The sequence below is a fragment of the Paraburkholderia fynbosensis genome (assembly GCF_902859935.1).
Taxonomy (GTDB): Bacteria; Pseudomonadota; Gammaproteobacteria; order Burkholderiales; family Burkholderiaceae; genus Paraburkholderia; species Paraburkholderia fynbosensis.
In genome coordinates, this window is the sequence record NZ_CADIKI010000015.1 from 137839 (window position 1) to 155718 (window position 17880).

The 17880-nt window shown below is 63.6% G+C and carries 14 protein-coding genes and 3 pseudogenes; 8 read left to right on the forward strand and 9 right to left on the reverse strand.

Going from position 1 to position 17880, the window contains the following annotated elements; genetic code table 11:
* Nucleotides 1–38 precede the first annotated feature (38 nt).
* A complete protein-coding gene (locus HV770_RS24000) occupies nucleotides 39–905 on the forward strand; it encodes a LysR family transcriptional regulator (protein WP_175163644.1) in 867 nt (288 codons plus the stop codon).
* A gap of 9 nt (nucleotides 906–914) precedes the next feature.
* On the opposite strand, the gene HV770_RS24005 is transcribed toward HV770_RS24000, so the two are convergent.
* Nucleotides 915–1577 (reverse strand): VC0807 family protein, encoded by a 663-nt coding sequence (locus tag HV770_RS24005; RefSeq protein ID WP_175163646.1) that lies wholly within the window; start codon nucleotides 1575–1577, stop codon nucleotides 915–917.
* A 170-nt stretch (nucleotides 1578–1747) separates the two neighbouring features.
* Nucleotides 1748–2476, reverse strand: a complete 729-nt coding sequence (locus HV770_RS24010) for a GNAT family N-acetyltransferase (protein ID WP_175163648.1) — start codon at nucleotides 2474–2476, stop codon at nucleotides 1748–1750.
* Between the two features lie 118 nt (nucleotides 2477–2594).
* On the opposite strand from HV770_RS24010, the gene pdxR reads away from it, so the two are divergent.
* Both pdxR and HV770_RS24020 read left to right on the forward strand, forming a co-directional pair.
* The gene (pdxR, locus tag HV770_RS24015) at nucleotides 2595–4124 is read left to right on the forward strand and encodes a MocR-like pyridoxine biosynthesis transcription factor PdxR (RefSeq protein ID WP_175163650.1); all 1530 of its coding nucleotides are present in this window, start codon (nucleotides 2595–2597) and stop codon (nucleotides 4122–4124) included.
* 272 nt (nucleotides 4125–4396) lie between these two features.
* Nucleotides 4397–4729, forward strand: coding sequence for a hypothetical protein (locus HV770_RS24020; protein WP_175163652.1), 333 nt, complete (start codon nucleotides 4397–4399; stop codon nucleotides 4727–4729).
* 54 nt (nucleotides 4730–4783) lie between these two features.
* Here the strand turns inward: HV770_RS24020 and HV770_RS24025 are convergent, their stop codons facing one another.
* On the reverse strand, nucleotides 4784–5455 hold the full coding sequence (locus tag HV770_RS24025) for an aspartate/glutamate racemase family protein (RefSeq protein ID WP_175163654.1): 672 nt from the start codon (nucleotides 5453–5455) through the stop codon (nucleotides 4784–4786).
* Nucleotides 5456–5601: 146 nt separating this feature from the next.
* On the opposite strand from HV770_RS24025, the gene HV770_RS24030 reads away from it, so the two are divergent.
* Nucleotides 5602–6183 (forward strand): flavin reductase family protein, encoded by a 582-nt coding sequence (locus tag HV770_RS24030; RefSeq protein WP_175163656.1) that lies wholly within the window; start codon nucleotides 5602–5604, stop codon nucleotides 6181–6183.
* A gap of 57 nt (nucleotides 6184–6240) precedes the next feature.
* Here the strand turns inward: HV770_RS24030 and HV770_RS24035 are convergent, their stop codons facing one another.
* Complete coding sequence (locus tag HV770_RS24035) at nucleotides 6241–6726, reverse strand: GNAT family N-acetyltransferase (protein WP_175163658.1); 486 nt, start codon at nucleotides 6724–6726, stop codon at nucleotides 6241–6243.
* 327 nt (nucleotides 6727–7053) lie between these two features.
* Between HV770_RS24035 and thrS the strand changes: the two are divergent.
* Nucleotides 7054–8274, forward strand: a pseudogene (gene thrS, locus HV770_RS24040) (threonine--tRNA ligase); the annotation flags it as partial.
* A gap of 20 nt (nucleotides 8275–8294) precedes the next feature.
* Here thrS and HV770_RS38835 read toward each other — a convergent pair.
* From HV770_RS38835 to HV770_RS24055, 4 genes and pseudogenes are all read right to left on the reverse strand, one after another.
* Nucleotides 8295–8449, reverse strand: a pseudogene (locus tag HV770_RS38835) (helix-turn-helix domain-containing protein); the annotation flags it as partial.
* 8 nt (nucleotides 8450–8457) lie between these two features.
* Nucleotides 8458–9780, reverse strand: a complete 1323-nt coding sequence (locus HV770_RS24045; protein WP_175163662.1) for an MFS transporter — start codon at nucleotides 9778–9780, stop codon at nucleotides 8458–8460.
* 177 nt (nucleotides 9781–9957) lie between these two features.
* Nucleotides 9958–11439 carry an alpha-amylase family glycosyl hydrolase gene (locus HV770_RS24050; protein WP_175163664.1) on the reverse strand — a complete coding sequence of 494 codons (1482 nt, stop codon included), beginning with the start codon at nucleotides 11437–11439 and terminating at the stop codon, nucleotides 9958–9960.
* A 10-nt stretch (nucleotides 11440–11449) separates the two neighbouring features.
* Nucleotides 11450–14188: an MGH1-like glycoside hydrolase domain-containing protein gene (locus HV770_RS24055; protein ID WP_175163665.1), complete on the reverse strand. Its 2739-nt coding sequence runs from the start codon at nucleotides 14186–14188 to the stop codon at nucleotides 11450–11452.
* 191 nt (nucleotides 14189–14379) lie between these two features.
* Here HV770_RS24055 and HV770_RS24065 point away from each other — a divergent pair.
* Nucleotides 14380–14497, forward strand: a pseudogene (locus tag HV770_RS24065) (potassium-transporting ATPase subunit KdpA); the annotation flags it as partial.
* Nucleotides 14498–14638: 141 nt separating this feature from the next.
* Here HV770_RS24065 and HV770_RS24070 read toward each other — a convergent pair.
* Nucleotides 14639–15355, reverse strand: a complete 717-nt coding sequence (locus HV770_RS24070; protein WP_246291128.1) for a carboxymuconolactone decarboxylase family protein — start codon at nucleotides 15353–15355, stop codon at nucleotides 14639–14641.
* Between the two features lie 288 nt (nucleotides 15356–15643).
* Here HV770_RS24070 and HV770_RS24075 point away from each other — a divergent pair, with 288 nt between their 5' ends.
* Both HV770_RS24075 and HV770_RS24080 read left to right on the forward strand, forming a co-directional pair.
* The gene (locus HV770_RS24075; protein ID WP_175163669.1) at nucleotides 15644–16552 is read left to right on the forward strand and encodes a LysR family transcriptional regulator; all 909 of its coding nucleotides are present in this window, start codon (nucleotides 15644–15646) and stop codon (nucleotides 16550–16552) included.
* Nucleotides 16553–16675: 123 nt separating this feature from the next.
* The gene (locus tag HV770_RS24080; RefSeq protein WP_175163774.1) at nucleotides 16676–17689 is read left to right on the forward strand and encodes an aldo/keto reductase; all 1014 of its coding nucleotides are present in this window, start codon (nucleotides 16676–16678) and stop codon (nucleotides 17687–17689) included.
* The last annotated feature ends 191 nt before the right edge of the window (nucleotides 17690–17880 follow it).

Here is a 17880-nt window from a genome sequence, read left to right on the forward strand (position 1 = left end):
AATACCTTTTTTGCATCGGCATCCGGCAGGAGTGCATCGTGATCGATATCAAGCCGCTGCGCTACTTCGTGATACTGGCCGAGACGCGCCATTTCGGCCGTGCGGCGGCGCGTCTGAACCTGTCGCAGCCACCGTTGAGCCGGCAACTGGCGGCGCTGGAGGCGAATCTCGGCGTGACGTTGATCGAGCGCAGCCCGCGCAGCGTCACGCTGACCGCGGCCGGCGAGCGCTTTTACGCCGACGCGAAGGCGATTCTCGCGTCGGTGGAACAGGCGGTCAGCAATGCGCAGGCCGCCGCGCACGGCGACGCGGGCAAGCTCTCGATCGGCTTCACGATGTGTTCCGCGTATAGCGTCGTGCCCGGCTATGCGCGGGTCTTCGGCGTCGCGTATCCGGAGGTTGCGTTGAATCTGCGCGAAGTCGTGTCGAACGATCTCGCCGCGCAGGTGCTCGCCGGTCAGATCGACGCGGCCATCATGTTCCCGAACGTGCCCGACAAGGGCCTTGCCACCCGCACGATTCTCAGCGAGCCGTTGTGCGTCGCGCTGTCGCGCAGCCATCCACGCGCCCGCGCGCGGCGTCTGAAGATCGGGCAACTGGCGGGCGAGCCGTTCGTGCTCGCGTCCGAGGACGTCGCGCCGAGTCTGCGCGCGACGATCCTCGAACATTGCCGCTCGGGCGGCTTCGAGCCGGATATCCGCTTCGAGGTGCAGTTGCAGCAGACGGTCCTGAGTCTCGTCGACGAAGGCGTGGGCGTCGCGTTGGTGCCGTCGTCGATGCGCAAGGCGCAACTCGCGGGCGTGGTGTTCAGGCCGTTGGTCGACGCGCCGCTGATCGAACAGGTGTTGGCGTGGTCGCCCGCGAACCGCAATCCTTGCCTCACGCGGTTTCTTGAACTGGCGTGACGGTGAAGTTCAAGGGCTGGCGAGCGGACTGGCGGGGGCTTCGTCATCGCGCGGATAACGCAGCGCGTCCTGCTTGATGCGGCGGCGCAGCCAGAAGGTCCACAGCGTCAGCGCGGCATAGACGCCGTAACGCAGCAGGTTTGAGGCGAGCGCCGAACGCGGATCGTTCGGCCATTGCCACACGATGGCACTGCGCAAGAGGTTTTCGCCGACCATGCCGATGCCCCACACGAGCGTCATCAGGCGGATATAGGCGGCGAGGGTCGGGCGCTCTCGCCAGTGCCGCTCGAAGCTCGCGGCGCTGCGATGGTCTTCGCGCGACATCGTCGAGCGGGCCAGATAGAACACCAGCGGCCGCCGCAATACGAGCGATGCGAGGAACGACGCGCCGACGAGTCCCGACACCATTGGGTCTTCGATCAGCTGCATGCGGGCATCGCCGCGGATGAGCCGCGCCAGCAGAGATAGCGCGATGCCCGCCAGCACGAGTGCGCTGAGTGCGTCGAAATGACGGTAGCGCAGCAGGTCCAAGCTCATCCAGGCGATCAGCGGCAGCGCCGACGCGCTCAGCGCGCCGAGCTGGCCCCAGTGCGGGAGCGCGAGCCGGTAGGCGAGCCAGGGCAGGGCGACGTTGATGAGCAGTGCGCTGAGGTAGCGCAGGCGGGGTTTCATCGGCTGGGGTGGTGACGGACGGGGCAAGGAGGCGCGAGACGCGCTCACGCAAACTCGTGCAAACGTATCGGCGCAGTGTAGGGCGAAGTCCGTTCGCCTGCCATGCTTTGCGGCGTGCGGCGTGCGCCGCCACCCGTTATGCTGGTACCACGCACCGCGTGCGTCAACGCTCAGCCACCCGCCGCCCGCTCCCGCCCGATCAGATCCACCAACCGCTCAACCTGCCGCCCCTGCGCATCGAAATTGCCCGTGTCGAGCCAACGCGTATAGCTGGCTCGCAGCGCGGGCCATTCACCATCGATGATCGAGAACCACGCGGTGTCGCGATTGCGTTCGCGATACACGATCGCCTGGCGGAAGATCCCCTCGAACGTGAAGCCGTAGCGCAACGCGGCGGCGCGCGAGGGCTCGTTCAGCGAATCGCATTTCCATTCGAAGCGCCGGTAGCCGAGCGCATCGAACACGTGGTTCATCAGCAGGAACATCGCTTCGGTGGCAATGCGCGTGCGCTTCAGGCGCGGCGAATACGTGACGTGGCCGACTTCGATCACGCCGTTCGCCCGATCGATGCGCATCAGCGCCAGCGTGCCGACCGCCTTGCCGGTCGCGAGGTCGATGACCGCGTAATGCAGCGGGTCCGTCGACGCGGCGGCGCGCGTCAGATGCTCGCGGTACGCGGCGAGGCTGTCGAACGGACCCACCGCGAGGTAGGTCCAGTCGCGGCCATCGGCGGCCGAGCTGTACGCGTCGTACAGATCTTCGGCATGACGCTCGACGTCCACCGGCTCGATCCGGCAATAGCGGCCGACCAGCGGTTCGCGGCCGGGCGCCCGGGCGCCGTTCCAGTTCGGCACGGGCATGCCGATCGGTTGGTCGAACGCGTTACGTCTGGGTTCCATGTCTGCTCTCCGTGGTTCGTGAAGGTTCGTGAGTGCGTGTCGATGATCATGAACGATACGGCAAACGTGGTATGTTAAAAAGATCCAACACAAGCCCTTTCGATAGATCCAGCCCGCGATGATCGAGATCATAGGCCCGCTTGCTCGCCCGCCCGAAGCCGGCAGTGCCGACGGCGGCGCGACGAAGCCCGCGCCGCTACAAAAGCAGTTGATCGAGCGCTTGCAGCAGGCGATCCTCACGGGGCGCCTCGCCGCCGGCTCCCTGCTGCCATCGTCACGCTTGCTCGCTGCGGAAATGGGCGTGTCGCGCAACACGGTAGTGATCGCTTACGAGCATCTGGCCGCCGTCGGGTACGTGGTCGCGGACAAGAAGGGCACCCGCGTGAGCCCGCTTTCCAGCCCGGCCGCGCGCGGCGAAGCGCCGGTTCGATCGGCCGCGCCAGACGTGGCTTACGCGGCGCGCGTCGCCCAGTTCGCGGCGACCCGCACCCATGCCGACAACACTTTTCCGCTGACGCCGGGCACGCCCGCGCTGGACCGCTTCCCACTGGGCGCGTGGCGGCGCGCGCTCGAACGTTCGATGGACCGCGCATTGCCGCTCGCCCTTGGCTACGGCACGCCGGCCGGCGAACCGGCGCTGCGCGACGCGATCGCCGCGCATCTGCGCATGGCGCGCGGTGTGCGCTGCGACGGCGCACAGGTGGTGATCACCGAGGGTGCGCAGGAGGCGCTGAACCTGTGCGTACGGCTCTTCACCAATCCCGGCGACCTCGCGTGGGTCGAGGACCCCGGCTATCGCGGCGCGAAGGCCGCGTTCAATCTCGGCGATCTGCGCACGCTGCCAATGCCCGTCGACGCCGAAGGCATGGCCGCGCCTGCCAGCGCGTGGCTCGCGCAGCCGCCGAAACTGATCTACACGTCACCCGCGCATCAGTATCCGACGGGGGCGGTGTTGTCGGTGGCGCGCCGTCTGGAGCTGATCGCGCAGGCGCGGCGCTGCGGCGCGTGGCTGATCGAGGACGACTACGACGGCGAATTCCGCCACACCGGGGAGCCGATCGCCAGCATGCAAGGCCTCGTCGACGACGCCCCGGTGCTGTACGTCGGCTCGTTCAGCAAGACGATGTTTCCGGCGCTGCGCATCGGCTTCGTGGTGTTGCCGCGGGCGATTGCCGAGCACACCGCCGTCGCGTTGCAGGAGATGCTGCGCGGCGGGCATCGGCTGGAGCAACTGGCGCTCGCGCATTTCATCGACAGCGGCGAGTTCGGGCGGCATCTCGGGCGGATGCGGCGTCTATACCGCGAGCGCCAGCAGGCGCTGCGCGATGCGCTCACCGCGCACTTCGCGCGGGCACGGATTCTGGGCGGCGACTGTGGCATGCATCTGACGTTGCGCCTGCCTGCGCAGGTGGCCGATCGAACCCTCGTCGAACGCGCGCTCGCTAAGGGGCTCAATCCGCGTGCCCTTTCCGGTTTCGCATTGCAGCAGCGGGTTGAAACGAACGGACTGGTGATCGGCTACGGCAACACGCCCGCCGAGCGGCTGGCGCCCGCTGTCGACGCGCTGGCCACGCTCGCTCGCGAACTGGAAGGCAAGCCGCGGCGCGCGCTGAAACATGGGTCAAAGACCGCGTCGACAGCCGCCTGACGGGCGTCTCGACGGTCGTGCCGGCCGCCATCTCGCGCAAGTGAGTTTTTGCGTTTGTCCGCGTGCCCCATGTCGCGCTATCGTGTCGTTTATGCGCGGCGATTTCGACGCGTCGGACATTGTCCGACGTTGGCGGATCGCCCGCAGGACATGCCCGGTGCGCAGCATCGCACCATCGCGCGAGCGGCGCGTCGCGGGCCGCTGTCAGGCTCGGGCGCGAAGAAAGCTTTTGTTGTTGGTAATCTTTGACGATTCATCTGACCGGAGACGACATGAAGGAAATCGAACCGACCCCGTGGTTTGAGCTTGCCGCCCACGCACCCGTCCGTGACGGCTGGTACGAGGTGCAGTTGACGAGCGGGGACACGGCGTTTGCGAAATTTGGCGAAGGCACGTGGACCGAAAAACCGTTGCTGGTGTTCACGCACTGGCGCGGCTTGTCCGCGGACCCATCGGGAGCCGCCGAGGGCGAGACCGACTCGATCGCCGCCGAAGCCACCGCGGCCCAAGGCGTGCGTGCCGCATGGAACGCGTTCTTCCCGGGACTCGGCGAAGAACAGCACAAACCGCTCGACGCCGTGCCCAACGGTAAAGCACCGCATTGATTGACGCGCGGGGCGGCCGCTCGCGGGCTGCCGTCCTGGCGGTTGGGCTTGTCTTTACTTCGGTTCGAGTGCCTCGGCGGCGAGCGCGGCTGCTGCCATGGCGGCGGCAAGGCCGGATTGCGGACTGGTAAGCGGTATCGCGCCGCGCGTGACGCGCTCCGCCGCACCTGTCATTGATGCTTGCGCCAGCGCGATGACATCTGCGCCATCTGCGTAAGCGGCGTCCGCTGCGGCGGCGATCGCCGAGAAATACGCCGGCAAAGCTCCTTCCTTGAACAGATCCCACGCGCCGCTGATCAGACGAACGTCGACCTCCGCGGCGGTCCCCTTTGCGGCTTCGATAAAAAGGCTCGCAGTGGGTTCGAGCGTAGTCGAGGCGGTACATAGCACGACGACTTTGCCGCCGTGCGCGAGCGCGCGCTGCGCGAGGGCCGCATCGGTTCGCACGACGGGCACCGGTGCGCATTGTTTGGCGAGCGCGTCATCCACGGCTGGACCGAGCGTCGAGCAGGTGAGCAACACAGCATGTGAGCCGCTGCGCAGCGCGAGTAGCGATGCCCGTGTTTGCATCGCGATGGCTTCGGTCAAGCCGCCGGCTTGCTCCGCGGCTGCGAGCAGGTCCGCGCGCACCTCATGCGTCAATTCGAGCGTGGGCGAGACGGCGCGCGCGGTCGCGTCGAACAGGGCGATATGGCTGTCGGCGGTATGCAGGCAGGCGATGCGCATGGCTTCTCTCTAGTTGCGGGTGGTGGCACATTCTCGCCTGGAACCGGGGCCCGGAAGAGGCTCCATAGACCATGCAGCGCCCCACACCCGCACCCCATGACCCCGCTACAATTCCCGTCATCCCAGTTCGACACAAACAAGGACGTATGAAAGTCACCCGAGAACCCGTGGCGTTGTCGCGGGCGACGCAGTTGCTGAATCATGGACCGGTCACGATCATCACCAGCGCGCACGGCGGCCGCTCCAACGTGATGGCGGCGTCGTGGGCGATGCCGCTGGACTTCAACCCGCCGAAGGTGGTCGTCGTGGTCGACAGCCGTACGCTCACGCGGCAATTGATCGAAGCGAGCGGCGTGTTCGGGCTGCAACTGCCGAGCCGCGGATTCGCCGCGCAGACGCTGGCAGTGGGCAGCAACGCGGGCGCCGACGTCGACAAGTTTTCCGCATTCGACCTCGACACCTTCCCCGCGCAAAATATCGACGTGCCGATGGTGGCCGGCTGTATCACGTGGATGGAGTGCAAGGTGATTCCGGACGATAGCCAACGGCACGATCTGATCATCGGTGAAGTGGTCGCCGCGTATGCGGACAGCCGCGTGTACTCGAATAACCGCTGGCATTTCGGCGACGACCCCGATCTGCGCACCTGTCATTACGTGGCCGGTGGAACGTTCTTCGCCACTGGCGACGGGTTCGAAGTGACGCCGGCGAGCGGTTCGGCGCAGTGATGTTCGACCGGCGGCGTTGGCACGCCGCCTGTTTGCATCGCAGACACTTTCCGTCTTCTACGCGTCGCCTTCGGCGAACGCCTTCAGCGCATCGCCGGCCAGGCGGTAGCGCACCCATTCGCTTTGCGCGCTCGCGCCGATCGATTCATAGAAGCCGATGGCCGGCTCGTTCCAGTCGAGTACGCTCCATTCGAAGCGGCCGCAGCCGGTGTCGCACGCAATCTGCGCGAGGTGGCGCAGCATCTGTTTGCCCGCGCCGCTGCCGCGCGATGCCGGCGATACGTACAGGTCTTCCAGATAAAGCCCCTGCTTGCCGAGCCACGTGGAGTACGAAAGGAAGTAGACGCAGAAGCCGACCGGCTCGCCGTTCATTTCGCAAATGAGCGACTTCGCCGGTGCATCGGCGGAGAACAGACTCGCTTCGATATCTTTGACGTTGGCGACGACTTCGTGTTCGGCCTTCTCGTACACCGCGAGTTCGGTGATGAAGCGAAGAATCAGGGCAGCGTCGGCTGCGGTCGCGGGGCGGATGTGGATAGTCAAGGCAACGCTCGATGAAGTGAGGGGGATGGCGGACCAAACGCATATCGTAGCGTCTATCGTATGGTTGTGGCCAGCGCGTGCCGTGATGGCGATTGACGCGCCGTCGCAAGATGGATTACTGTGAGCCCATGGACTTCCACCCGATTCTCCTCGCTGCCGTTACCACCCCGACGACCACCTTCACAGGCGGGTCGTCTGGAGGTTGCACGCGCTAGCAGTAGAAAGCAGTGGCAAACCACCAAAGGCCCCGCCGGAAACGGACGGGGCCTTTGGCATTTCTGACCCTCCGTTTGCGGCTTTCATCGACGGTATTCGAGCAAACGGAGCAGGACTGTGAACGACATCGATCATCGTGTACTCGGGAACAAACTCGACCTTTTTCATCAGCAGGAAGAAGGCGCCGGCATGGTTTTCTGGCATCCGCGGGGTTGGGTGCTGTATCGCGTGCTGGAAGAGTATGTGCGCGTGCGCATGCGGCGCGCCGGCTTTCGTGAGATTCGCACGCCGCAGTTGCTCGCGCGTTCGCTGTGGGAAAAGAGCGGGCACTGGGAGAAGTTCGGTGCGGCGATGTATTCGCTCGACGATGCGCAGGAAGAACGCGCGCTCTGTCTGAAACCGATGAGTTGCCCTTGCCATGTGCAGGTGTTCAATCAGCGCGTGCGTTCGTACCGCGAATTGCCGGTTCGTTATAGCGAGTTCGGCGCCTGTCATCGCGACGAACCTTCGGGATCGCTCGAAGGCTTGAAGCGTACGCGCGCTTTCGTTCAGGACGATGCGCATGTGTTCTGCGCGCATTCGCATATCGAAGCCGAAGTGGGGCGCTTCTGTTCGCTGTTGCGAGCGATGTATGCGGACCTCGGCTTTCCGGATTTCAAGGTTGCGCTTGCGACGCGGCCGTCATTGCGAGCGGGCAGCGATGCAACGTGGGATCGCGCGGAAGACGCGTTGGCGAAGGCGGCGCGCGCGGCCGGTCTGGAGTTCGACGTGCGCGCAGGAGAGGGCGCGTTTTACGGGCCGAAACTGGAATTCCATCTGACGGACAGCCGCGCGCGAAGCTGGCAATGCGGCACGATCCAACTCGACTTCGTGCTGCCCGAGCGGCTCGACGCGGAATTCGTCAACGAGCGCAATGAACGCGAGCGGCCCGTGTTGATCCATCACGCGGTGCTCGGCAGCATGGAGCGCTTCATCGCGATGCTGCTAGAACATCACGAAGGCGGGCTGCCGGTGTGGCTCGCGCCCGAGCAGGTTGCGATCGCGACGATTAGCGATGCAAACCTCGCCTACGCCGAGGAGCTCATGCAGGCGCTCGACGATGCATGTATCAGAGCGCTGCTCGACAGTCGCCCCGAACGCCTGGAAAAAAAGATCGTCGATGCGCGCGAGAAGCAGGTGCCGATCCTCGTCGTGCTCGGCTCGCGCGATGAGCGTGATCGGACGATCAGTATCCGGCTGCGCGATGGACGTCAGTCCACGTTGGCATTCGCGGACGGTGTCGAGTATTTGAGGCTGGCTGCATTGCCGCCCCCAGTGGCATCGAAAGTATGAGGCAGTGTGCTTCGCCGCCATGCATAAAACGCCGATGGCCCCACGCCGAAGGGTCGCTTGAACATGGCGGCGAAAGCGCTCGGCTTGTGTAGCCATGATCCATCGCGACCGGGATGATCTTTTCACCATGCGCGAGCCGCCTGAGCGCCAGCAGCAGTCGCGCCTGTTGATAGCGCTTAAAAATCAGCCTTGCGCCACAGCGACATCTTCAACGATCGGCTTGCGAGCCATGAACCAGTAGAACGGCGCCGCACAGACGACGATGATGCCGCCCGAGATGAAGGCGAGCGCATAAGAGCCCGTCGTGTCGACGATAAAGCCCGCGACGAGCGGCGAAAACGCTCCGCCGAAATAGCCGCCGAAGTTCTGGATCGCGCTCACCGACGCAACCATCGACGACGGCGCAATATCTGCCGCGAGCGCCCATGCCGATCCGATCATCGCGGCAAGGAAGGCGAGGCCTACGGTGAACAGCGCGAGTGTCGCATTCAGCGAATGGGAAAAAGGCAGCGCCATCGCACACACGCCGGCACCCACCGCGCAGCACGCGATCAACAGCCGCTTCGCGCCGATCGGCGACGCGAGCTGGCGATCGACGAGCTTCTTCGCCAGGTAGCCCACCGCGATTTCGCCCAGTGCGCCGCCCACCCAAGGGATGCCCGCGACGACGCCGAGTTGCGCGAACGAGATATGAAAGCGGTCGAGAAGATACAGAGGCAGAAACACGAGGAAGATGTTCCAGAGCCAGATCACGCAGAAATAGCCGAGAATCATGCCCCACACGCTGCGGCGCACGAATAGCCAGCGCCACTTGAGCGAAGAACTCGCCAGCGAGCGTTCGTGACCGCCGCCGCCCGCCTCGATATACGCGAGTTCGCCTTTCGATAAACGTTTGCTGTCGCGTGGATTGCGATACAGCACGAGGAACAGGAGCGCAAACGCGATCCCGAATGCGCCCGTCACGTGAAATAGCGAGCGCCAGCCGAACGCGATCATCAGAGCGACGAGCACGGCAGGCGCGAGCGCGGGTCCCCACTTCGATGAGGAGTCCCAGATGCCCGTCGCGAAACCGCGCTCTTTGGCCGGGAACCACGCGGCGGTGATCTTTGCCGCGGTCGGCCAGCAGGGTGCCTCGCCCACGGCAAGCAACGCGCGCATCACCAGCAAGGCGGAGATCGAACCCACCACGCCGGTCAACCAGGTGGCGACACTCCACCAGATCATGCCGAGCGCGTACGCCCGCTTCGCGCCGAATCGATCGATCAACCATCCTGCCGGCAGTTGCATCAATGCATAGGTCCACGCGAACACGCTCCCCAGCAGTCCGATCTGGGTCCGCGTCAGGCCAAGCTCCTGAATCATGCCGGGTGCGGCGATCGACAGGCTTGCACGATCGAGATAGTTGATGATGCCGCCGACGAGCAGCCAGAACAGTACGTGCCAGCGGTAACCGATGCGAGCGGGTTGTGTCGCGGTGGCCGATACGGAAAGGATGGGTTTGTCCAACGCGTGTCTCCGTCCAGATGGCCTTGGGCGGCCATTCATCGTTAGGGTTGCCTGCCTCACGTTGCGCGACGCTCGCTTACGTAAGTACTCAATGGCAAGTGTACGGGCGGAAGTGTTTCGACTCCAATGCCGAAACTGGATGGGCCGATAGCATTTGCGTTATCGGCGCAACTTTCTTTAGGTGGCGGCAGTCACCTCGAAGACGTGATAACCCCAAGGCGGCAGATCCAGATAAAGGCCACGCGTGGCGACCTCATCACCGTCGCGATCTAAACTCGCCGATCCCATCAAGTCCCTTAGCCGCACCGTACGGCCGATCACGTCGACAAACGGCATCCGGATATAGCACTGGCTTTGGTTACCGGCGTAGTTGACCACGACGAGCCGCCGCTCACCATCGTCCCGCTGCCAGCACCACGCAATAAAGCAATCCGAAGTCCAGTTGCCATCCCATGCCGGCACGAGTTCGATCAGGCTCCACGTGCCGTCCCGGAAGACCGGCTGCCGCAGCGCCGCCAGCAGCTTCACATAGAACCCCTGCACGCTTGCGTCGACAGGTTCTTGCGGCGCGCGCACCAGATGCGGCGAAATCCGCTTTTTGCGGCCCTCGAATTGCCCCTGGTGGAAGAAGCGCAAACCGGGCGAAAGAAACGTGACGATGGCCCCTGCCTCATGCATGGCGGGTTCGAAGGTGGCCGCGGTGCGGGGCTCGTCGTGGTTTTCGAGGAAGCGGGCCAGTTTGTCCTGGTAATCGAGCCCGGCGTACAAGTGCTCACGCACCGGTCGTGCATGCGTATCGCGCAGGCGGTCGTACAACTGCTTGTCGTAGGCGTAATCGAAACCCTGCTGCTGCATCGTCCATTCGAGATCCCAATACACCTCCGCCATGAGCAGGAAGCGTGGATGCTCGCGTCGCACGGCTTCGGCCGCCTTCGGCCAGAAGGGCTCGGTGCGGATACCCCAGGTCCGCTCGAACACGTCGGGCAAAACCAGCATCGCCATGTCGCAACGCACGCCGTCGCATTGCCCGGCGATCCTTTTCAACTCGTCGATCATCGCCTGCTGCAACGCCGGATTGCCGTAGTTGAGCTGCAGCGTGTCGGGCCATCCGTCGAAGTACGGGTCCCTGCCGTGCGCGAATATCAGCGGTCCGTTCTTCGTCTGCACCCGGCAATAGTTGTGCGGCGCGCGAGCCAGGTCCGCCTCGCTGCCGGGGACGAAATAGTCCGGATGCGTGTCGATCCAGTCGTGGTCCGGCGCCATGTGATTCGGCACGAAGTCGAGCATCAGCTTCAGGCCGCGTTGCTGCATGCGCTGCCGCAAGCGGGCGAGCGCCTCGGCGCCGCCCAGATCGCGATGAACCGTGTAGGCCTGGATGGCGAACCCGGACCCGGCGATGTCGTCGTCTGCGAGATCCGGCAGCGTCTCGGCGAATTCGCGGCGCCACCCGGCATGCGCGCGCGAGATCGCCTGAGCCGCCGGGCCGGTCTGCCAGACGCTCAGCAGCCAGACCCAGTCGAAGCCCAGCTCGGCGAGGCGGTCCAGTTCGGCATCCGGAATATCGTCGAGTGTCGCGCGCCTGCCGAGGGCGCGAGACAGATCGGTCAGCCAGACGCGTGTGTTGATCTGGTACAGCGACGGGTAGCGTACGTCGGACATTTTGCTTTCCTCATTGCTGGCCGCTGTCCTCTCCGCCCACCTGTTCCCTGACGACCTGCGACATCACGCGGCCACGATCGATTTCCAGCGCGGTTTTGGCGTCGACGCGCCCGAACAGGTCGAGCATCGGTGCGACAAGACCCGTCCAGCCCGTCTGATGACTGGCGCCGAGTCCTGCGCCGTTGTCACCGTGAAAATATTCATAGAACAGGATCAGGTCGCGCCAGTGCGGATCGTTCTGGAATTTCTGCGTGCCGCCATAGACCGGCCGTTTGCCGTCGGCATCGCGCAGGAACGTGCTCGTCAGGCGGCGCACGATTTCCTGCGCCACTTCGAAGAGCGTCAGGTGCTGGCCCGAGCCGGTCGGGCATTCGACCTTGAAGTCATTGCCGAAAAAGCTGTACAGGTTCACCAGCGCGCGGACGATCAACAGATTGACCGGCATCCATACTGGTCCGCGCCAGTTGGAGTTGCCGCCGAACATGCCCGTATTCGATTCGGCCGGCAGGTACTGCACCGTGTAGTCCTGTCCGCCGAGGTGGATCACGTACGGATGTTCCAGGTGATACAGCGAGAGCGAACGGATGCCGTGCGGCCCGAGGAACTCCTTCTCGTCGAGCATGTAGGCGAGCACCCGTTCGAGCTTGCGTTTGTTCAGGATCGACAGAAGCCTGCGTTCGTTGTAGCCGATGAAACCGGCGTCGGTCGGGGTAACCTGGGCGATCAGCTCGGGGTAGCGTTTGCGAAACTGCGCGATCAGCTCCACCAGCTTCGGATAGCGCGTGAGGGAGTGCGCTTCGAATACCGTCGACGCGCACAGCGGCAGCAACCCAACCAGTGACCTTATCTTCAGGCGCTGCGTCTTCCCGTCGGGAAGACGCAGCAGGTCATAGAAAAAGCCGTCCTGCTCGTCCCACATCTCGTCCTCATGTTCGCCGCGCCGGTCCATCGCGTAGGCGATCCACATGAAATGCTGCACGAACTTGAACGCGACTTCCTCGTAGATTGCGTCGTAGTCGGTCAGATTGATGGCCATCTCCAGCATGGTCTGGCAATAGAACGCCATCCACGCCGTCCCATCCGCCTGTTCGAGCGATCCGCCGGTGGGAAGCTGCGCGCTGCGATCGAACACGCCGATGTTGTCGAGACCTAGAAAGCCGCCGGCGAACACGTTGCGGCCCGTCGGGTCCTTGCGATTGACCCACCAGTTGAAATTGAGCATCAGCCCCTGGAACGAGCGCTCCAGGAAACGCGGGTCGGCGCGTCCCAGTTCTTTCTCGTACTTGTACAGCCAGAGCGTGGCGGCGGCGTGGACCGGCGGATTCACATCGCTGAAGTTCCACTCGTAGGCGGGAATCTGGCCGCTCGGATGCACATACAGGGTACGCAGCATCAGCAGCAACTGTTCTTTGGCGAAATCGAAATCGACCTGCGCGAGCGCGATCGTATGGAAGGCCAGGTCCCAGGCCGCGTACCACGGATACTCCCACTTGTCCGGCATGGAGATCACATCGGCATTCAACATGTGGAACCACTCCGTGTTGCGCACATCGCGCCGCGCGGAGTCGAGCAACGGGTGACTGCCGTGCTCGCGCAGCCAGAGTTCGAGATCGAAGTAGTAGTACTGCTTGCCCCATAACATGCCCGCCAAAGCCTGGCGATGCACCCGCCGCTGATCTTCGGTTAGCGATCTGGGCGTAATGCGTTCGTAGAACTCGTTGGCATCGGCGAGGCGGCTATCGAAGATCTGCTCGAAGTCGCCGAAGGCGTCGTCGAGCCGGGTTGGGGCGAGGCGCAAGCGGATAATCGCGCTGCCGCCGCCGGGCACGTCGCAGGTGTAATGGGCCGCGGCCTTGGTCCCCGTACCGGCGGGATTGACGGCGTCGCGCTTTCCCGAGATCACGTAGTCGTGGAACGCGTCCTTCACGAAGCGCGAAGCGTTGGGCTGATTCCACAGGCGCTGCGCATTGCTTTCGTTGTCGGTGAACAGCGTCTGCGGCGCGCCTTCGCAATGAAGCCAGTATTCGCCCAGATCATGATGGATGGCCTGAATGACGCCGGCGCCCGCGTCGTGCAGCGACGGCTTGCGATCGTCCTCGCCTCGCGACCATGTGTTGCGGAACCAGAGCGTCGGCAAGACCTGCAGCCGCGCCGCCTGCGGTCCGCGGTTGTGCACGGTAATCCGCACGAGGGTATCTTCCGGGGCTGCCTTCGCATATTCGACGAACACGTCGAAATAGCGGTCATCGTCGAAGATGCCGGTGTCGAGCAGTTCGTATTCCATCTCCTCGCGCGATCGCGTCCGGTTGGTCTCGACCAGATCGCGGTACGGATACTCCCGCTGCGGATATTTATAGAGGTACTTCATGTACGAATGCGTGGGCGTACTGTCGACGTAGAAGTAATACTCCTTCACGTCTTCACCATGATTGCCTTCGCTGTTGGTGAGGCCGAAGAGCCGCTCCTTCAGTATCGGGTCGCGCTCGTTCCATAACGCGAGCGCGAAGCATAGCCGCTGCTGGTCGTCGCACAGTCCGCCTAGCCCGTCTTCGCCCCACTTGTAGGCGCGGGAGCGCGAATGGTCATGGGTGAAGTAGTTCCAGGCATCGCCGTTGTCACTGTAGTCCTCGCGCACCGTTCCCCATTGCCGCTCGCTGAGATAGGGGCCCCATTTCTTCCACGGTACGTGCGACTCACGCGAGTCGTTCAGGCGCTTTTGCTCCGCTACATCGACGAATACCGGGCACATATTCTTCCTCCGTGACGGGTGAATAAGCTCGACTCGACGCGGCGCGCCGACGATCAACCGGTTGATCCGTCTCCAAGTGTAGTGTGTGCCGATGCAGATGCGAGCCCGATAACGATGCTTTTATGGGCGACGGCGACCACGCCTTTTGCGGAGCCCGCGCTCCGGTTTGACATTCGCATGTCGTTTTTATTCACCTCGGCGCGGACGGCGGTGGCTTCTTCGGCATGAACGCCGCATCCGTTCGAAAACCCGACGCCGCTGACCAACACCGTGCACATCCTGCGCATGCTGCTGATCCCGTCGGCGCTACGCGCACGTCATGAGATCGGGTTGATGCCGCCGGAAAGTCCCAACGGCGGAGTGTGTCCACTTTGACGAAGTGCGAGCCGGTGCTGAATCTGCGAGGCAAAGCTCGCCATCGAGCAATTGGTCAGGTTCCCGTATTAACTCCTAACCGGGCCGCTTTTCCAGGACGTCCTTGACGACAGGCAGTGCGGTAAAGACGTTGGGCCAACCCGTATAGAACGCCAGTTGCGTCATGGCTTCCGAAGCCTGCGCCGGGGTCAGGCCGTTATCCATGGCCCGGTTGAGGTGATAGGTCAGTTGCGCAACCTGACCTGCGGCAACGAGCGCGCTGACGGTCACGAGACTGCGATCTCGCGGCGCGAGTTCGGGCCTTAGCCAGAGGTCCAGGAACAGCGCGTCTCGCGTGAACTGGACGACCCCCGGCGCCACGGCGCCGAAGTTCTGCGCGACCGTTTTATCGCGCTGCGCTTCGGCAGCTTCGTCGAGCGGGAGAAGCTCGCCGGAGGCGGGCGGAAGTTGCGCTGCCGTGATGCCGCGTCGCTCGAAGACAGCATTCGTCACCTTCACCGCCGACGTCGCATTCGCCCAGCCCGAGTAGAACGCCAGATGCGTGATGATCTCGGAAATCTCGCTGGGTTTGAGGCCGCTGTCGAGCGCCAGGTCGAGGTAATAGGGCATCTCCGCGCTCTGATTGCGTGCAATCAGGACCGAAAGCGTGACGATACTGCGGTCTCGCGCGGACAGTTGGGGACGCTTCCACAGATCGCCCAGCACGACCTCGGCCGTGTAGCGTTCGAGGGCGGGCGACACCGCACGCATGCCGTCGAGCAAATTGGCGGGGGAACGGGAATCGGATTGCATAGCTGGTTTCCTTTCGATTGGCGAGCAGCCCGCGAAACCGAGAGAAAGCACCAGCATCGCCAGAGCGACAGTTTTCATGGAACATTTCCTCAGCGGAGCGCGGGCGGCGCTAAACGACCTTCTGCCCGAAGGTCTCTTTTGACAGGCCTGCGAAGCTCCGTCGCGCCACGAGCCGCTTGTGAGCGACGTTGGCGCGAGCGATGTTTCGCGACATTGACCAATCTAACTCTGGCACCCCGTCGCGACTAGACGCTAGAATCGGCAAACACCTATGAAACGAGTTCATTAATGCGCCGCGAAAACTATAACGACCTGCTCGCCTTCATCGCCGTCGCGCGCGAGCGCAGTTTTACGCGGGCCTCGGCGCAGCTGGGCGTGTCGCAATCCGCTTTGAGCCACACCATTCGCTCACTCGAATCCCGGCTCGGGCTGCGCCTGCTGACCCGCACCACACGTAGCGTCGCGCCGACCGAGGCGGGCGAGCGTCTTCTGCTCACTGTCGCGCCGCGTTTCGAAGAGATCGAATCCGAACTGGCGGCTGTGACCGAATTTCGTGACAAACCCGCGGGCACCATTCGCATCACCGCCACCGACTACGCGACCAAAACCATCCTATGGCCGCGCTTGTCGAAAGTCCTGCGCAAGTATCCTGAGATCAAGGTCGAAATCATGACGGACTACGGCCTGTCCGATATCGTGGCCGAGCGTTATGACATCGGCGTTCGCACCGGCGATCAGGTCGCCAAGGACATGATCGCAGTCCGCATTGCGCCGGATATGCGCATGGCGATCGTCGGCTCGCCGGGGTATCTGGCAGAGCGGGAATTGCCGAGGAAGCCGCAAGACCTGACCGCGCATAACTGCATCAATCTCCGTTTGCCAACTCTCGGTGGCTTTTATCCATGGGAACTGAAAAAGGGCAGTCGTGCGGTTCAGGCGCGGGTGGAAGGTCAGTTTGCCTTCAATGGAACCTATCAGATGCTCGATGCAGCCCTGTCGGGATACGGTCTCGCGTATGTGCCGGCTGATCTGGTGCAGGCTCATGTCGCGGCGGGGCGCCTCGTCCGGGTGCTGGAGGACTGGTGTCCGACTTTCCCCGGCTTGCATGCGTATTACGCCAACCGGCGGGAGTTTTCGCGAGCGATGACCGTTGTCATCGACGCATTGCGTTACCGCCCGGAGGACACCAAACCGTAAGGCCTGTTTCATTCATGAACACGATTCATAAAGCCTAGCGGTTTGAGGGGCTTTATCGCTAGATGCCAACTGCCTATCATCTCTTCGATAGCAACCGCAGGCCCGGCCTGCATGGAGAAGATGATGGACTATCGATATCTCGGCCGTAGCGCCCTCAAGGTTTCGCCGCTGTGCATCGGCGCGATGATGTTCGGCGGCGAAACGGATGAAGCCACGTCCCGCCGGATGATCGACAAGGCGTACGAGCAGGGCGTGAACTTCCTGGATACCGCCGACGTTTATCACGCCGGGCGCTCCGAAGAAATCGTCGGCCGTGCGATTGCGCAACGACGTGACGACTGGGTCGTCGCGACGAAGTTCGGCTATCCCGCTTCGGCTGACGCGCGTCCGAACCAGCAGGGCCAATCGCGCAAGTGGATCTTCCAGACGGTCGATGCCAGCCTGAAGCGGCTTGCCACCGACTACATCGATGTCCTTTACTTCCATCGCTCGCTCATCGATGCGCCGCTCGAGGAAGGCGTGCGTGCTGTCGGCGATTTGATCCGCGAGGGCAAGGTGCGTTATTTCGGTCTGTCCAACTTCCGCGCCTGGCGCATCGCGGAGGTCGTGCGCCTTGCCGATCAGCTTGGGATTGATCGCCCCGTGGCGATCGAGCCGGTGTACAACATGGTCGATCGCACGGCTGAGGTCGAGTTGATGCCCGCAGCCGGACACTATGGCATCGGCGTGGTGCCTTACAGCCCGCTCGCGCGTGGGGTGCTCACGGGTAAATATGCGCTCGACGGCGCGCCGCCCGCCGACTCCCGCGCCGGACGCGGCGACAAGCGTATCCAGCAGACCGAGTGGCGTCCCGAGTCGCTGGCCATTGCGCAGAAAGTGGCGGCGCATGCTGCTGAACGCGGTACGACGTCGATTGCGTTCGCGATTGCGTGGGTGCTGCAGAACAGGCTCGTGAGTTCCGCCATCGCAGGCCCGCGTACGGAAGCGCACTGGGACAGCTATCTCGAAGCGCTGACGCTGCAACTTGGACCGGACGACGAAAAGTTCGTCGACAGTCTGGTGCCCCCGGGTCATGCGTCGACGCCCGGCTATACAGACCCGAACTATCCTGTCGAAGGACGGCGTGTGATCGGCTGACCCGTAGGCTTGTGATCGGGGCGCTCCTGGGTTGCAATGGCTTGGGAGCGGCGACGCTAGCTTAGTGCATCGAGCGCACGATTCAGAATGCCGTCCAGTCGCGCAAGCTCGTCGAGCACGGACCATCGGCGTGCCTTGGCCGATGTGAATATCTTGGCCTGTGTGTACCGAGGTCGCACGCATATACCACC

Coding starts and splice junctions, on each gene's coding strand:
- HV770_RS24080 (WP_175163774.1), top strand. CDS start 16,676: ATGGACTATCGATATCTCGGCCGTAGCGCCCTCAAGGTTTCGCCGCTG.
- HV770_RS24025 (WP_175163654.1), bottom strand. CDS start 5,455: ATGCGCATCGCCTGCCTGCATACCGCCGACAGCCATATCGCCCTGTTC.
- HV770_RS24005 (WP_175163646.1), bottom strand. CDS start 1,577: ATGAAACCCCGCCTGCGCTACCTCAGCGCACTGCTCATCAACGTCGCC.
- HV770_RS24075 (WP_175163669.1), top strand. CDS start 15,644: ATGCGCCGCGAAAACTATAACGACCTGCTCGCCTTCATCGCCGTCGCG.
- HV770_RS24070 (WP_246291128.1), bottom strand. CDS start 15,355: ATGCAATCCGATTCCCGTTCCCCCGCCAATTTGCTCGACGGCATGCGT.
- HV770_RS24020 (WP_175163652.1), top strand. CDS start 4,397: ATGAAGGAAATCGAACCGACCCCGTGGTTTGAGCTTGCCGCCCACGCA.
- HV770_RS24050 (WP_175163664.1), bottom strand. CDS start 11,439: ATGTCCGACGTACGCTACCCGTCGCTGTACCAGATCAACACACGCGTC.
- HV770_RS24030 (WP_175163656.1), top strand. CDS start 5,602: ATGAAAGTCACCCGAGAACCCGTGGCGTTGTCGCGGGCGACGCAGTTG.
- pdxR (WP_175163650.1), top strand. CDS start 2,595: ATGATCGAGATCATAGGCCCGCTTGCTCGCCCGCCCGAAGCCGGCAGT.
- HV770_RS24055 (WP_175163665.1), bottom strand. CDS start 14,188: ATGTGCCCGGTATTCGTCGATGTAGCGGAGCAAAAGCGCCTGAACGAC.
- HV770_RS24010 (WP_175163648.1), bottom strand. CDS start 2,476: ATGGAACCCAGACGTAACGCGTTCGACCAACCGATCGGCATGCCCGTG.